The 15,034-nt window shown below is 58.3% G+C and carries 10 protein-coding genes; 2 read left to right on the top strand and 8 right to left on the bottom strand.

All coding sequences use genetic code 11. The features are described from left to right. Positions 1-54 precede the first annotated feature (54 nt). The 5 genes from kdpA (ACAW74_RS14130) to kdpF all read right to left on the bottom strand — a co-directional run bounded on the left by kdpA (ACAW74_RS14130) (position 55) and on the right by kdpF (position 6,709). Positions 55-1,752, bottom strand: a complete 1,698-nt coding sequence (gene kdpA, locus ACAW74_RS14130; protein WP_370698852.1) for a potassium-transporting ATPase subunit KdpA — start codon at positions 1,750-1,752, stop codon at positions 55-57. 87 nt (positions 1,753-1,839) lie between these two features. Next, positions 1,840-2,403, bottom strand: coding sequence for a K(+)-transporting ATPase subunit C (locus tag ACAW74_RS14125; protein ID WP_370698851.1), 564 nt, complete (start codon positions 2,401-2,403; stop codon positions 1,840-1,842). 161 nt (positions 2,404-2,564) lie between these two features. Continuing rightward, on the bottom strand, positions 2,565-4,649 hold the full coding sequence (kdpB, locus tag ACAW74_RS14120; protein ID WP_370698850.1) for a potassium-transporting ATPase subunit KdpB: 2,085 nt from the start codon (positions 4,647-4,649) through the stop codon (positions 2,565-2,567). 205 nt (positions 4,650-4,854) lie between these two features. Further along, positions 4,855-6,570, bottom strand: coding sequence for a potassium-transporting ATPase subunit KdpA (gene kdpA, locus ACAW74_RS14115; protein WP_370698849.1), 1,716 nt, complete (start codon positions 6,568-6,570; stop codon positions 4,855-4,857). Positions 6,571-6,628: 58 nt separating this feature from the next. Then, positions 6,629-6,709, bottom strand: a complete 81-nt coding sequence (gene kdpF / locus ACAW74_RS14110; protein ID WP_370699282.1) for a K(+)-transporting ATPase subunit F — start codon at positions 6,707-6,709, stop codon at positions 6,629-6,631. A gap of 353 nt (positions 6,710-7,062) precedes the next feature. On the opposite strand from kdpF, the gene ACAW74_RS14105 reads away from it, so the two are divergent. Beyond that, on the top strand, positions 7,063-9,066 hold the full coding sequence (locus ACAW74_RS14105; protein WP_370698848.1) for a KUP/HAK/KT family potassium transporter: 2,004 nt from the start codon (positions 7,063-7,065) through the stop codon (positions 9,064-9,066). A 52-nt stretch (positions 9,067-9,118) separates the two neighbouring features. On the opposite strand, the gene ACAW74_RS14100 is transcribed toward ACAW74_RS14105, so the two are convergent. Next, complete coding sequence (locus ACAW74_RS14100) at positions 9,119-10,450, bottom strand: sigma-54-dependent transcriptional regulator (RefSeq protein WP_370698847.1); 1,332 nt, start codon at positions 10,448-10,450, stop codon at positions 9,119-9,121. A 369-nt stretch (positions 10,451-10,819) separates the two neighbouring features. On the opposite strand from ACAW74_RS14100, the gene ACAW74_RS14095 reads away from it, so the two are divergent. Then, the gene (locus ACAW74_RS14095; protein ID WP_370698846.1) at positions 10,820-11,341 is read left to right on the top strand and encodes a GNAT family N-acetyltransferase; all 522 of its coding nucleotides are present in this window, start codon (positions 10,820-10,822) and stop codon (positions 11,339-11,341) included. On the opposite strand, the gene ACAW74_RS14090 is transcribed toward ACAW74_RS14095, so the two are convergent. After that, on the bottom strand, positions 11,318-13,000 hold the full coding sequence (locus tag ACAW74_RS14090) for a complex I subunit 4 family protein (RefSeq protein WP_370698845.1): 1,683 nt from the start codon (positions 12,998-13,000) through the stop codon (positions 11,318-11,320). The two genes, ACAW74_RS14095 and ACAW74_RS14090, sit on opposite strands and share 24 nt — an antisense overlap. 91 nt (positions 13,001-13,091) lie before the next feature. Continuing rightward, positions 13,092-14,984: an NADH-quinone oxidoreductase subunit 5 family protein gene (locus ACAW74_RS14085; protein ID WP_370698844.1), complete on the bottom strand. Its 1,893-nt coding sequence runs from the start codon at positions 14,982-14,984 to the stop codon at positions 13,092-13,094. Between the last annotated feature and the right edge of the window lie 50 nt (positions 14,985-15,034).

Raw genomic sequence — 15,034 nt, 5'->3', positions numbered from 1 at the left:
GGTGTTGGCCGCACAGGGCGACCGGTGTTTTGTTGTACTAAAAAGAAGGTCGGGCTACTGAGTCAGGAACTCGTTGATTGGCCCGATGGCCGCTGCGGGAAACAGACACAGCGCCCCAATGATGATAATAACGGCCGTTAGCAACACGCCAAACGTCCAGGATTCGGTGGGCAACACGCCAGCCGTTGGGGGTACGTAGCGTTTGGCCAGCAGTAGCCCACCGATAGCCAGCGGAGCCAGCAGCGGGATAAATCGCCCCCCCAGCATCACGACGGCCGTCGACAGGTTCCAGAAGGGTGTGTTGTCAACCAGGCCTTCAAACCCGGATCCGTTGCCCGCCGCCGATGATACGTATTCGTAGAGCATGGTCGTGAATCCATGTGCCCCCCCATTGCTCAGCCAGCCTATGTCGGGTCGGGCGTTTTGCACGGCTACGGCAATGGCCGTGGCTCCCATGTAAAGCAGGGGCAATACCACGATCACAAACGAGGCCAGCTGAATTTCAGGGATGCCTACCTTTTTACCAAGCAGTTCCGGGGTGCGGCCGATCATCAGGCTACCGATAAAGATGGCCAGAATGATGTAGAGAAACATGTACAGAAAACCCGACCCCACGCCCCCGTAGAAGGCATCGACCTGCATGCCCAGCAACATAAACAGCCCCGACAACGGCGTGTAGCTATCGTGCATGCTGGTGAGCGTACCGGCCGGAATGACGCTGTTCACCCCGGCATAAAAGGCACTTGCCACCACGCCAAACCGCATTTCTTTGCCTTCCAGGCTGCCCGCCCCCTGATCGATACCCAGTTGACTAATGGCCACGTTGCCGCCCAGTTCCTGCTGTATGATCGGGATGGTAATCGCCAGCCAGCAGCCGGTCATGATCGTGAACAGGATGACTCCCAGCTTCCGGCGGTTCAGAAAATACCCCACAAAGCAGATAAACGCCATCGGCAGTAGCCACACATCGAGCAGATGAACACAATAGCTGCTCATCGACGGATTCTCGAAGGGATGGGCGGTGTTGGTGCCCATAAATCCGCCGCCGTTCGACCCCAGGTGCTTGATGGGCAGCATGGCCGCCACTGGCCCGGTCGCCACCGTTTGTTCGATGCCTTCCAGGGTTTTGAGCACCGTACAGGGGGCAAACGTCATTGGTACACCTGTCGCGATCAGCAGCACTGCCGCCACAAACGAGAGCGGCAGCAACACCCGCGTAATCGACCGTACCAGATCCTGGTAGACGTTACCCACGTAGGCGCTGGATTCGCTTTTCAACGAGCGTACCACCGCCACGCCCACTGACAGGCTCGTTGCCGCCGACACAAATTGCAGGAACGTCAGCACCAGCAGTTGGGTCAGGTACGTAGCTCCGCTTTCGCCCGAATAATGTTGCAGGTTGGTGCTGGTCAGAAAACTAATGGCCGTATTGAGCGCCAGCGTCCAGTCCATCTGACCAATGTTCCCCTGATTCCAGATCGGGATGGCGGTTTGTACCATCAGCAACCCGAAGGCGTAGACCAGCCAGACGCTGTTGATGACGAGCAGTGCCACGCCATACTGCCGCCAGGTCATGGGTACGTTCGGGTCGACGCCACCAAGTCGGTACAGCAGCCGATCGAGCGCGCTCAGGATACCGTGGTCTTCAGCCAGCCTGGTACCAAATAGCCGACTCATGTATCGGCCAACCAGTATGGCCAGCCCAATCGCCACGGCAAACAGCAGGGCGAGCCCTATGAGTTGATTAATCATTAGCTTGATTATCAAACTGGTGCAATGCACTGCCGGTCAGCCGCAACCCCCGTTGTTCCGACCGGCAGCCAGTGCCGTAGCTATCGACTATTTCTGTGCGTCGAGCGCCACGTTGAGGGCCAGCACATTCACCGTCGATGGCCCAAACAAGCCCAACAGCGGGCCTTTGGTATGCTCATCGACCAGTTGATTCAGCTGGCCGGTGGCGATACCCCGTACTTTAGCAATGCGGGCCACCTGAATTTTGGCCGCAGCCGGCGAGAGGTCAGGGTCGAGGCCAGAGCCCGAAGCCGTCACTAGTTCGGCCGGAATGTCGGCTTTCTGCACGCCGGGGTTGTGTACCAGAAAGGTGTCGATGCGTGCCTGTACCGTTTTGAGGTAATCGGGGTTGGATGGGCCTTTGTTCGACCCGGCCGACCCCGCCGCGTTATAATCGACGGCCGACGGACGTGAGTTGAAATAGCGATCCTGGGTGAACTTTTGACCGATGCGGGCGTAGCCTACCACTTTGCCATTGACAACGACCTGTTCGCCAGCCCCGCCACCCGGAGCCAGTTTGGCAATGCCGGCCACCACAAGGGGATACACAACAGCCGTCAGGATAATGAGGGCGACCGTAAGCCGGATCGCCGGAGAAATATGAGTTTTCATGAGAGACGTGTCATTCGCTTTAAGATCATTGGTGCGGTCCGCCGCCGCGGGTCATTACTTGTCATTTATCGTGGAAGCGACGAATGACGCAAAGCAAATGACCACTTGATGACAATAAATGACTACTTAATGACGCGAAGCGAATGACGATTAATGACTTTTTATACAAATAATCCCACGACCAGGTCGATCAATTTGATGCCGACGAACGGGGCCACCAGGCCACCGAACCCGTAAATGAACAGGTTGCGCCGGAGCAAGGCCGACGCGCCGATGGGTTTGTAATCGACCCCGCGCAGGGCCAGCGGAATCAGCATCGGAATGATGATCGCGTTGAAGATCACCGCCGACAGAATAGCCGATTCGGGGCTGTGCAGGTTCATGACGTTGATGCGTTGCAGCGCCGGAATACTGGCCACGAACAGGGCCGGAACGATGGCGAAATACTTGGCGACGTCGTTGGCGATCGAGAAAGTCGTCAGTGTGCCCCGCGTGATGAGCAGTTGCTTGCCGATTTCGACCACCTCAATCAGTTTGGTGGGGTCGTTGTCGAGGTCGACCATGTTGCCAGCCTCTTTGGCTGCCTGCGTACCCGAGTTCATCGCTACGCCTACATCGGCCTGCGCCAGCGCGGGGGCATCGTTGGTGCCGTCGCCCATCATGGCCACCAGCTTACCGCCGGTTTGTTCGGTGCGGATGTACTGCATCTTGTCTTCCGGCTTGGCTTCGGCGATGAAGTCATCGACCCCGGCTTTCTCGGCAATGAACTTGGCTGTGAGCGGGTTGTCGCCCGTTACCATCACCGTTTTCACACCCATCTTCCGTAGCCGGTCGAAGCGTTCCGAGATACCCGGTTTGATAATGTCCTGTAGCTCGACCACGCCCATCACGCGCTCATTCTCGGTCACCACCAGCGGTGTCCCGCCGTTGGCCGCAATCTCCTTCGCTTTGGCATCGGTTTCCGATGGAAACGGATTACCCGCCTTGGTCACGATGGTACGGATCGAATCGACGGCCCCTTTGCGGATGCGCAGGTACGTACCTGACGAGCCATTGACGGGCAAATCGATACCCGACGAGCGCGTTTCGGCCGTGAATTTGATCAGCGTGGCGCCGGTCGTGCTCAGGCTGCGCGTTACGTCGGGACCGGCCAATTCGACAATCGACTTACCCTCGGGGGTTTCGTCGGCCAGCGAACTCAGCGCCGAAGCCCGCACCATGTCGGGTTGGGCGATACCCGGTGCAGCGTAAAAGTGCGTGGCTTTCCGGTTACCGATGGTGATGGTGCCTGTTTTGTCGAGCAGCAGCGTATCGATATCGCCCGCCGTTTCCACCGCCCGGCCCGATTTGGCGATCACGTTGGCCCGCAGCGCCCGGTCCATGCCCGCGATACCGATGGCCGACAGCAGGCCGCCGATGGTAGTCGGGATGAGGCAGACGAACAGCGAAATCAGGGCGGCGATGGTAATGGGCGTGTTGGCGTACTCGGCAAAGGGTTGCAGCGTCACGCAGACGATGATAAACACCAGCGTAAAGCCCGCCAGCAGAATCGTCAGGGCGATTTCGTTGGGCGTTTTCTGCCGCGAAGCCCCTTCCACCAGCGCGATCATTTTGTCGAGAAACGATTCGCCCGGCTGGGTCGTCACCACTACCTTAATCTTGTCGGACAGCACTTTGGTACCACCCGTCACCGACGACTTATCACCGCCCGCTTCCCGGATTACCGGGGCCGATTCGCCCGTGATGGCCGATTCGTCGATGGTCGCCAGCCCTTCGATGATCTCCCCGTCCGACGGGATGATGTCGCCGGGTTCGCAGATGAACACATCGCCTTTGCGCAGTTGCGCCGACGAGATTACCTGCACTTCGTTGAGAGTCATTTGACCCACCTCCCGGATAACCTTGGCGGGGGTTTCCTGCCGGGTTTTCCGCAGCGATTCGGCCTGGGCTTTGCCCCGCGCTTCGGCAATCGCCTCGGCGAAGTTGGCAAACAGCAGCGTCAGCAGCAGAATGGCCGTGATCGTGAGGTTATAGCCAAACGTACCCTGGGCCGTATCGCCCGATAAGGCGATGTAGATCGTGACGATCAGCATGATGAGCGTACCCACACCCACCGTAAACATCACCGGGTTCTTGATCAGAACAGCCGGGTTCAGTTTAATGAACGAGTCCTTGATCGCCGTCCCAATCAGCGCGGGCTGGAAGAGGGAAGCACTACGATTGGACGAAGCTTCTTGAGTTGCCATACGATTGACCCCTCCCCCGGCCCCTCCCCTCAAATAGAGGGGAGGGGGGAACTCGGCCTACAGTAGCTATAGACCTGTCGGCGGTACCTAAATCCCTTTTTCTTAAAATAAAGGGAAGAGGGCTCGGCCGCCAATAGATATAAATCTATCGTGGCGTCTTGCCCCCCTCCCCTTGTTTAAGGGGAGGGGCCGGGGGTGGGGTGTATTATTTAAGTGAGAAATATTCGGCCAGCGGACCCAGCGCGAGGGCCGGGAAGAACGACAGCGCGGCGATGATCCAGATAACGGCGAAAGTCATCAGCCCGAACGTACCGGTGTCGGTGGGCAACGTACCTGCGCTTTCCGGCACAAACTTTTTCTGCGTCAGCAAACCGGCAATGGCCAGCGGCCCGACGATCGGCAGAAACCGACCCAGCAGCAGCAGGAAGCCCGTCGAGACGTTCCAGAAGAGGTTGTTATCGCCCAGCCCCTCGAAGCCCGACCCGTTGTTGGCCGCCGATGAGGTGTATTCGTAGAGCATCTCCGAGAAGCCGTGGAAGCCGGGGTTGTTGAGCCAGTTGGCGGGTTGCACCGCCCAGTCGCCGCCGATGCCGTTCTTGACGATGTAGCTCGACAGCGCCGTACCGACCAGAATCAGGAACGGGTGCAGAATTGCGATCAACGAGGCAATCTTCATTTCGCGCGCTTCGACCTTCCGCCCGAAAAACTCCGGCGTGCGGCCCACCATCAGCCCCGAGATAAAGACGGCGACGATCAGGAAGACGTAGTAGTTGAGGAAGCCCACGCCACACCCGCCGTAGAAGGCGTTGGTCATCATACCCAGCAGTTCCATCGCGCCCGACAAGGCCATCGACGAGTCGTGCATGGAGTTGACCGATCCGGTCGAGATAATCGTGGTGACGATGCTCCAGTAGGCCGAGGCCGTGGGACCAAAGCGCACCTCCTTCCCTTCCATCGCGCCCGTTGGCTGCCCGACGCCCAGTTGGGCGATGGCCGGGTTACCGTGGATCTCGGTCATAATGGTGGGCACCAGCAGCACCAGCAGCCCCACCGTCATGACGCCGTAAACAACCCAGGCAAATTTCCGACGTTGGATAAAGAAGCCCAGCGCAAACAGCATGGCTACCGGAATGAGCACCTGACTCACCATCTCGACCATGTTGGTGAGGTAGTTGGGGTTTTCGAGCGGGTGCGCCGAGTTGACCCCAAACCAGCCCCCGCCGTTGGTACCGAGGTGCTTGATGGCGATCATGCCCGCCGCCGGGCCGCGCGACACATTGACGGTATCACCCTGCATCGAGACAAATTGATCTTTACCGTCGAAACTCGCCGGAGTGCCATTGAACGCCAGCACGAGCGCTATCAGCAGACAGAGCGGCAGCAGAATCCGGGTGAGCGACTTGATAAAGAAGGTGTAGAAGTTACCCGACCGGTCGGTCGTGGCAGGCAGAAACGACCGGAAAATCAACACCAGCGCAGCGATACCCGTGGCCGCCGACACAAATTGCAGGAACGTGATCACGCCCAGCTGCGTCAGGTACGTCAGGCCGCTTTCGCCCGAGTAGTGTTGCAGGTTACAGTTGACCAGAAAGCTGATGGCCGTGTTGAACGCCAGATCGGGCGTCATCGACGGGTTTCCATCGGGGTTTAGGGGCAGCCCGCCCTGCGTCAGCAGCAGCACAAAGGCATACACCAGCCACACCAGGTTGATCGTCAGCAGCGCGACCAGGTTCTCTTTCCAGGTCATGTCGCGGTTGGGGTCGATGCCGCCAACGCGATACAGCAGCCGCTCCAGCGGCGCCATGAAGTCGAGTGCATTGGGCTTGTCGGCAAATACCTTCGCGTAGAGTTTGCCCAGCGGAATCGCCAGCAAAATCGTGATCAGGTACGTGGCAACAATGCCCAGTAGTTCAGTTGTCATAAAAAGGCGACAATAGACCTGTAAGGCTTTTGAAACCTTGTCGGTCTGGTACGGATTATTAAAATTTCTCTGGTCGGATCAGCACGTATAGCATGTAGGCGAAGACCAGAATGGAGACGATAAGCAGGAGCGTAAGCATGGTTATATGTGTTCAAACCATTCGATGGCTTTGTAGAAGACGGCGAAGCAGAGCAGGGCCGAGAGGAGCAGAAGCAGGGCAATACCCATGAGTGTGATATACTGGTTGATTTGGTTGCGAACACCTTATGCCAAAAAGGGGTCCATCTTTTCAAGAAACCGCCAGCCATCAGAACAATCCACTAATTATCAATTACTTAACTCGCACACTTTCAACCGGACGGGCTGGGTACGTTGCTTCCTTTTTTCAAAATGAAAAAGCTGTTTTTCCATTTTGGTAGAACAGTCAGGGCAAAACCGGTTTATTAGCAGTCAAGTGGCAGCCGCCACGGCTTTCTGTTTACATTCCTCCGAATGAGTAACCACTCTCACCACAACATTGACCGCATGACGGCGGCAGGCCTGCTGGTCGCCGTCGGGATTGTTTTTGGCGATATCGGCACGTCGCCGCTGTATACCTACCGGGCCATCATCGAAGAGCGCGTGGTTGATGAAACGCTGGCACTCGGTGGCGTATCGGCCATTTTCTGGACGCTGACCTTTCAGACCACGCTCAAATACGTGCTGCTTACACTGCGCGCCGACAACAACGGCGAGGGCGGCATTTTCTCCCTGTATACACTCATCCGGCGTTATGCCAAATGGCTCCTATTCCCGGCCATCGCGGGCGGTAGTTTTCTGATCGCCGACAGCATCATTACCCCGCCCATCTCGGTGTCGTCGGCCATCGAGGGCCTGCTGCCGCTGTATCCCGACCTGCCCACGGTGCCGATTGTCATCACCATCATCGTGATTCTCTTTGTGGCACAACAGGCCGGCACCGACAAGCTAGGCAAAGCCTTTGGCCCCATTATGGCCATCTGGTTTACGATGATCGGGCTGATGGGCGCCGTGCAGGTGGTGCAGCACCCCGACGTGGTGCGGGCGCTCAACCCGGTTTATGCCTACAACATGATCGTCAACTACCCCGAAGGCTTCTGGCTGCTGGGGGGCGTGTTCCTCTGCTCGACCGGGGCCGAGGCGCTCTACTCCGACATGGGGCATGTGGGGCGGCGCAACGTGCAGGTGTCGTGGTTTTACGTCAAAATCTGTCTTATCCTCTGCTATCTCGGTCAGGCGGCCTGGCTGCTCAACCATTTGGGTAAGCCGCTGGGTACGTTGAATTCGTTTTTCGGGCTGGTACCCGACTGGTTCATGCTGCCCAGTATCGGTATCGCCACGCTGGCGACCATCATCGCGTCGCAGGCGCTCATCAGCGGTACGTTTACGCTCGTGTCTGAGGCGTTCCGGCTCACGCTGCTGCCCAAAATGCGGATTGTCTTTCCCTCCAATGCGCGGGGACAGGTCTATATTCCGGCGTTCAACTGGCTGCTAATGGCGGGCTGTATCACCGTGGTGCTTTACTTCCGCGAATCGAAAAACATGGAGGCGGCGTTTGGCCTGTCGGTAAACCTGACTATGCTGACCACGACGGTATTGCTGGGCATGTACCTGTACGCCAAAAAGCGGGTAAATGGTCTGATTGTCGTGGCGTTACTGTTGATCTACTTCTTCATCGAAGGCGGTTTTCTGGTGGCCAACCTGCGGAAATTCACGCATGGCGGTTGGGTATCGCTGTTGCTGGGCTCGATTATGCTGACCGTGATGCTGGTCTGGTACAACGGCAGCCGCATTAAACGTCGCCTCACGCAGTTTGTAAGCCTGCGCGATCACCTGCCCATCCTGCGGCAACTGAGCAACGATGCCGACGTACCCAAATATGCCACCAACCTGGTGTACCTGACCGCCTCACCGCAGCATCAGCTCGTTGAGGAGCATATCCTCGATTCGATTCTGGAAGGCATGCCCAAACGCGCCGACGTGTACTGGCTTATCCACATCGAGCTGGTTGACGAGCCCTACACGACTGAGTACGTGGTCGATATTCTGGAACCCGAAGACGTGGTGCGTATCACCTTCAAGCTGGGCTTCCGGGTGCAGCCGCGCATCAATTTGCTGTTCCGGAAAGTGGTGGAAGAGATGGTGCGCTGCCACGAGGTCACGATTAAGCCCAAGTACCGGCCACTAAAACCAAACCCCAACGCAATCGGCGATTTCCGGTTCATCGTCATCAACCGGTTCCTGTCGTACGAAAACGATCTGAGCCTGCTCGAAACGTTCATCATGAACGGCTATTTCGCCCTGAAACGCATCAGCCTCGCCGACGAACGAGCCTACGGCCTCGACAGCCAGAACGTGGCCACTGAACAAATTCCGCTGGTTGTGAACCCCGCCAACTCCATCCGGCTACGGCGCGTAAAAGGCAAGGGCGAAGTAGACGAACCCCTGGATGGCCTGAACATGGTGACGAGTGTTTAACCGTCTACTGACGCTTTTTCGTGTTCAGGCAGTACACCTTTTGAGTCAACGCTTATCCAATCCCATACTCCGCCATTTTGCGGTAGAGGGTGGTCAGGCCGATGCCGAGGAGGCGGGCGGCTTCGGGTTTGTGGCCGTTGACATGGCGCAGCACCCGCCCGATATGCCCTTTCTCAACCGAGGCCAGGTCCATCGCCGCCGCATCGAACGTACCTGACTGCATGTCGGCGGGGAGTACGTCGGCGTCCAGCACATTGGTGTCCGAGAGGATTACGGCGCGCTCAATCACGTTCTTCAGTTCGCGGATATTGCCTTTCCAACTATGCTGTTGCAGTTTCTGCACAAAGGCGTCGCCCAACCGAATGTCGCGTTTGCCCAGCTTGGCGGCCGACTCTTGTGCGAAACGCAGCGCCAGATCGGGAATGTCGGCGGGGCGGTCGCGGAGGGGCGGCAGGTCGATTCTGAACACCGACAGCCGGTAATAGAGATCGAGCCGGAAGTGGCCCGCGTTGGCTTCCTGTTCCAGTCCCCGGTTGGTGGCCGCAATCACGCGCACATCGACCTTAGTAGGTTTGGTATCGCCCACCCGCAGAAACTCGTGCGTTTCGAGCACACGGAGCAATTTGGCCTGTAGGTCGAGGGGCATCTCGCCGATTTCGTCGAGAAACAGCGTGCCTTTATGCGCCTCGGCAAACAAGCCTTTCTGGTCGCGACTGGCCCCGGTGAACGCCCCGGCGCGGTGGCCAAAGAGTTCACTTTCGAGAATGTCTTTGCTCAGCGCGCCGCAATTGATCGCCACGAACGTACCTGACGCCCGCCGACTGGCCTGATGAATCGCCTGCGCAAAGACTTCTTTGCCCGTACCGGTTTCACCCATCAACAGCACCGTCGTGTCGGTTACGGCCACTTTGCGGGCCAGCTCGATCGCCTGCCGAATGGCTCGGGACGTACCCACGATGCGCTCGAAGCCGTACCGCTGCGCCACTTTCTCTTCCAGCTCCCGAATCCGGAATTGCAACTGCGCTTTCTCGACCGCCCGACTCACTAGGGGCAGAATACGGTCGTTGTCGTCGCCTTTCGTGATATAGTCAAACGCACCGTTTTTGATGGCCGTCACGCCGTCGGCAATGGTGCCGTAGGCCGTCAGCACGATCACCTCGGTGGCCGGGTACGTTTGTTTGATCTGCTCGGTGAAGGCAATACCGCTACCATCGGGCAGTTTCACATCGCAAAGCACAGCGTGCACGGGTTCCCGTTCGAGAATGTGTAACCCCGCGCGGCCTGTTTCGGCCTCCAGCACGGTGTAACCTTCCAGTTGCAGCATGCGGGCCAACAACTGGCGCAGGCGGGGTTCGTCGTCGATAAGCAGAAGGGTTGGCAACATAGAGGCGCAAAGGTATAGACAAAGGTGGTGTACGGTCGGTCAGGCATTGTTACCGATTCGGGTTTCGCCAGAATATCAAGTTCAAATCGCCAATATGACCCTGAAAAAGGGGCCTTGTTTTACCAGCTATGACCATTTGTTCAACTAAGTATTTTTCCGAAAACTAGTAAGAGGCATTTCATCAAAAATAACTCATAATCAGCCCGTTATTTAACCAAAAAGTGGCTCAAATAAGTTATTTCGAGTGACAAAATACATACATGTGTATTTAACGGTGACCATCTTTCGTTACGTCGGTCTATCCAGAATAGTACCCAAAAAAGCCTCATTAGCTCGCTGTTGTGCGCTAATTCTGAAACACGTATCACCATGAACCGCATTGTCAGCTACCAGCCTCTTCACAAAGCTGATTTTAAGCGCATCAACGCTGAAGCCATATCGGAAACGTTTCCGCTGGAAGCGCACGATCTGGAACAATTGGAGCAACCCGAAACCTATATCCTCGCCAACGGCGGCACCATTCTGCTGGCCGAATATGAGGGCTTGATTGTGGGGACGGTAGGCCTCGTCTACTCAGGACCGGGTGAGTATGAACTCGTTAAACTGGCGGTCTCTCAATCGTGGCGGGCAATCGGCATGGGGCGGCGCCTGTGCGAAGCCGCCATCGAACACGCCCGGCGGCAGGGGGCACGCCGTCTCTGGCTCGAAGCCAACACGGCGCTCAAATCGGCCATCCACATTTATGAAAGCCTGGGCTTCGTACATATTCCGCTCGCGCCCAGCCCCTATTCGCGTGCCAACGTGCGGATGGAGCTTCGTTTGGCCGACTCGGGCCGCTGGATGCCCTACACTGCCAACCGCCGCTGGTCAGTCAACCGCAAATTTAAGTAGCCATTGGGCCACCGCGGCGTGGCTCAACGAGAACACCCAGTTCGGAAACAACCCCAGTAGCAGCGCCAGAGCCCCCAACGGAATGAGCATCAGCCGTTCGCGCGAGTCCAGGTCGGCCAGGATGTGCGGGCTGTTTTCGGGTACGTCGGCGCTGTGGGCACGTACCCAGACCGGCCCGAAAAACATACGCTGCAACGTCCAGAGGAAATACGCCGCCGCCAGCACGATACCGAGCGTCGACAGGGCCGTGATCCAGCCCGGTATGTAGGGCGACTGATAGCTGCCCATGAGCGTAAACAGTTCGCCCACAAACCCCGAGAAGCCCGGCAACCCCAGCGACGCAAAGAAGGCAACAGCCGTGAGGGTGGCATATTGCGGCATGGGCGTCATTAGTCCGCGATACGAGTCGATGCGTCGGTCGTGCGTCCGGTCGTATAGAACGCCCGTCAGCAAAAAGAGCATGGCCGACAGCACGCCGTGGCTGACCATCTGGTAAACGGCTCCGTTGACTCCCTCGCCGGTAGTCGAGGCAATCCCCAGCAGCACAAAGCCCATGTGCGATACCGACGAATAGGCAATCATTTTCTTCAGATCATATTGCGCCAGTGCGTTGAGGCCACCGTATACAATGCTAAGCGCACCGAGGCCCGCCAGCACCACCGTATGTTGTGAGGCAGCATCCGGGAAAAAGCCCCACACCACTCGAATCAGGCCGTAACCACCAATTTTGAGCAATACCCCCGCCAGCACCACCGATACCGGCGTGGGCGCTTCGACGTGCGCATCGGGCAACCAGGTGTGCACCGGCACGATGGGTAATTTGATGGCAAAGCCCAGGAAAACAGCCCAGAAGGCCCAGGTACGTACGGGTACGTTGCCGACGAACACGTCGTTCAGTCCACTGAGCAAGGCATTAGGCAGGTAATTGCGGCCGTCGGCCATATACCGCCAGTCGAACGTGTGGACGAGTTGAGCCGGGTCGAGTTGTCCCGTTGCCAGTTGCTGCTGAATCAGAGCCAGCACATCGGCGGTCATGTCGGCCGGGCTGTCGATCAGGCCAGCTGCCAGCGCTGTCGCTACGGGGTCGATCACCGACAGCGACAGCCCGATCATCACCAGCAGAATCAGCACGGACCCGGCCAGCGTATACAGGAAAAATTTGATGGAGGCGTATTCGCGCCGGGGACCTCCCCACAAGCCGATGAGGAAGTACATCGGCAGGAGCATGAACTCGAAAAAGAGGAAGAACAGAAAGAAATCGAGCGCCACAAAGCAGCCCATAATGGTGCCCGTCAGCAGCAGATAGAGCGAAAAGTAAGCGTTGGGCCGTTTGGTAATCTGCCACGACGAAATGACCCCCACCAGCATGATGATGGCCGTCAGCAGCACCAGCGGCAGGCTTATGCCGTCAATACCGATGAGGTAGTCGATCGAGATACTGCCCAGATTGCCCAGCGGCAGGGTGATCCAGTCGGCTTGTTCCAGTTGCTGATAGGCCGGGTTGGTGGCATCGAACTGGGCGTAGACCAGGCCCGCCAGCAGCACCTCAACCGCCAGCACAGCCACCGTCAGCCAACGCAGGAACGGGAGGCGTTCGGGAACCAGCGCGGCTACCAGCGCCGCCGCAATCGGCAAAAAGATCAGTAGAGAAAGTAACATAACCGGATGAGTGTGAAGCGGAAAGGTCGTCGGTCGGGGAATCGCTGCGGAAGCGGTTACAGCGACCAGGCTTTTCGCTTGTGCACTCGTTTCATATCATCCACAAAAGTAGCAGTACCACCACGGCAACAGCCGTCGCGATGTAGGTTTGCACGCGTCCGCTCTGCATGGAACGGGTGAGGCCGCCGAGGTTCTGCGCCAGCCGACCCGCGCCGTTGACCAGCCCGTCGATACCAAATCGGTCGAAAAAACGCGCCAGATGCGCCAGCAGTACGGTGCCGATTCCCACGCCATTGACAACGCCATCGACCACGCGCTGATCGGTGCGGTAGAGCAGCGAAGCCAACCACTGAACCGGGCCAATCACCCACCGATCGTACAGCTGATCGAGGTAACCATAGTATACCGATGCCTGCACCAGCGCATGCGTCGGCGCCGGGTCGCGCAACCGGAACCCCAGCCAGCCTCCCAGTCCAACCAGCCCGGCCGACAGCCAGCCGAGCCAGGCGGGGCCTTCGGGCAGCGTAGGTACCCCGCCCGCGCGGGGCAGGCTGTTCAGGCTGGCGAGCAACCAGCTGTGATGCGCGGCGATCGGGTTGAGCGAAAACCAGAACCCCACCGACAGCACAACCAGCAGTAAAACCGGCCCGCGCATGAGCCAGCCCGGTTCGTGCGGGGTTTGATGCGGATCAACCGACGTTTCGCCGAAGAAGATGAGCCGCACCTGACGAGCCATATATAGGGCCGTTAGCGCCGATGAAGCCAGCAGCGCCACCGGAACGATACTAGCCGCTCCGCCGCGCTCGGCCGCCCAGCCAACCGCCCCGCCCAGAATGACTTCTTTCGATAGAAAACCCGACAGCAGCGGTACACCAGCCAATGCCGCCGCCGCCAGCAGGTACGTTATGAAGGTAAATGGCAAGGCGCGCCGCAGTCCGCCCATCTGGCGCATATCCTGCGTGTGTACGGCATGAATCACGCTGCCCGCCGCCAAAAACAGCGCCGCTTTGAAAAAGGCGTGGGTCAGCAGGTGGAACAGCGCCCCGCCCACGTTGCCCGTGCCCATCGCCGCCACCATCAGGCCTAGCTGCGAGACCGTCGAGAAGGCCAGCACGCGTTTGATGTCGGTCTGGTACAAGGCCGAAAAGCCCGCCCACAATGTCGTCAACGTACCCACGATCGTCACTACCAGCAGGGCGTCGGGTGAAAGCATGGGGTGGATACGGGCGAGCAGGAATATGCCCGCCGCAACCATCGTGGCGGCGTGTAACAGGGCCGACACGGGCGTGGGGCCTTCCATGGCGTCGGGGAGCCAGGTCAGGAGCGGAAATTGCGCCGATTTAGCCACGCAGCCCATAAACAGGCAGATACCCGCCCCGGTGGTCAATGGCGCGTCGGCAAAGGCAAACGAATCCGTTTGCCGATACGTCATCAGGATACCGAGCAGAAAGGCAGCGTCGCCCACCCGGTTCGTCAGAAAGGCTTTTTTCGCCGCTGCGGCAGCCGCAGGTCGGTCATACCAGAAGCCGATCAGCAGGAACGAAGCCAGGCCCACCAATTCCCAGAAGCCGTACAGAATCAGCAGGTTACCAGCCAGAATAATCCCCAGCATGGCCCCCACAAAGAGTTGTAGATACGCAAAATAGCGACCGAGCCGGGGTTCGTCGTGCAGGTATTCGAGGGAGTACAGTTGCACGAGCAGCGCCACCAGGTGCACGAGCACGAGCATCAGCCGGCCGAGGCTATCGAGTTGAAATTTTAGGGGAATGGCTTTATCGGCGAGGTGTACCCAATCGGTCTGCCAGGCCAGCGGCTGCGTAACCGTCAGAGTCAGGTACGTTGCCATCAGCAACCCTATACTGGTCAGCCCGGCAGCGACCCACCCCGCCCAACGCGACGCACCCACCCGGAACAGGGCGACAAAACCCAGCAGGGGTAAGCTCAAGAGGCTAATCAATAACGCGGTGGGTAAGCGATCGGGCACAGCAGGCGGTACGTCAAGTTGGCCGCAAATATCCGGCTAAGCGGGGCGTA

Origin of the sequence: Fibrella musci (assembly GCF_041321105.1) — a bacterium.
GTDB classification, from domain to species: Bacteria; Bacteroidota; Bacteroidia; order Cytophagales; family Spirosomataceae; genus Fibrella; species Fibrella musci.
Note: the sequence above shows the minus strand (reverse complement) of the source record. Positions and strands in the feature narration are given on the sequence as shown.

What these genes read in the sequence shown, in the direction of transcription:
- kdpA (WP_370698852.1), bottom strand. Translation starts at nt 1,752, where the DNA reads ATGATTAATCAACTCATAGGGCTCGCCCTGCTGTTTGCCGTGGCGATT.
- ACAW74_RS14125 (WP_370698851.1), bottom strand. Translation starts at nt 2,403, where the DNA reads ATGAAAACTCATATTTCTCCGGCGATCCGGCTTACGGTCGCCCTCATT.
- kdpB (WP_370698850.1), bottom strand. Translation starts at nt 4,649, where the DNA reads ATGGCAACTCAAGAAGCTTCGTCCAATCGTAGTGCTTCCCTCTTCCAG.
- kdpA (WP_370698849.1), bottom strand. Translation starts at nt 6,570, where the DNA reads ATGACAACTGAACTACTGGGCATTGTTGCCACGTACCTGATCACGATT.
- kdpF (WP_370699282.1), bottom strand. Translation starts at nt 6,709, where the DNA reads ATGCTTACGCTCCTGCTTATCGTCTCCATTCTGGTCTTCGCCTACATG.
- ACAW74_RS14105 (WP_370698848.1), top strand. Translation starts at nt 7,063, where the DNA reads ATGAGTAACCACTCTCACCACAACATTGACCGCATGACGGCGGCAGGC.
- ACAW74_RS14100 (WP_370698847.1), bottom strand. Translation starts at nt 10,450, where the DNA reads ATGTTGCCAACCCTTCTGCTTATCGACGACGAACCCCGCCTGCGCCAG.
- ACAW74_RS14095 (WP_370698846.1), top strand. Translation starts at nt 10,820, where the DNA reads ATGAACCGCATTGTCAGCTACCAGCCTCTTCACAAAGCTGATTTTAAG.
- ACAW74_RS14090 (WP_370698845.1), bottom strand. Translation starts at nt 13,000, where the DNA reads ATGTTACTTTCTCTACTGATCTTTTTGCCGATTGCGGCGGCGCTGGTA.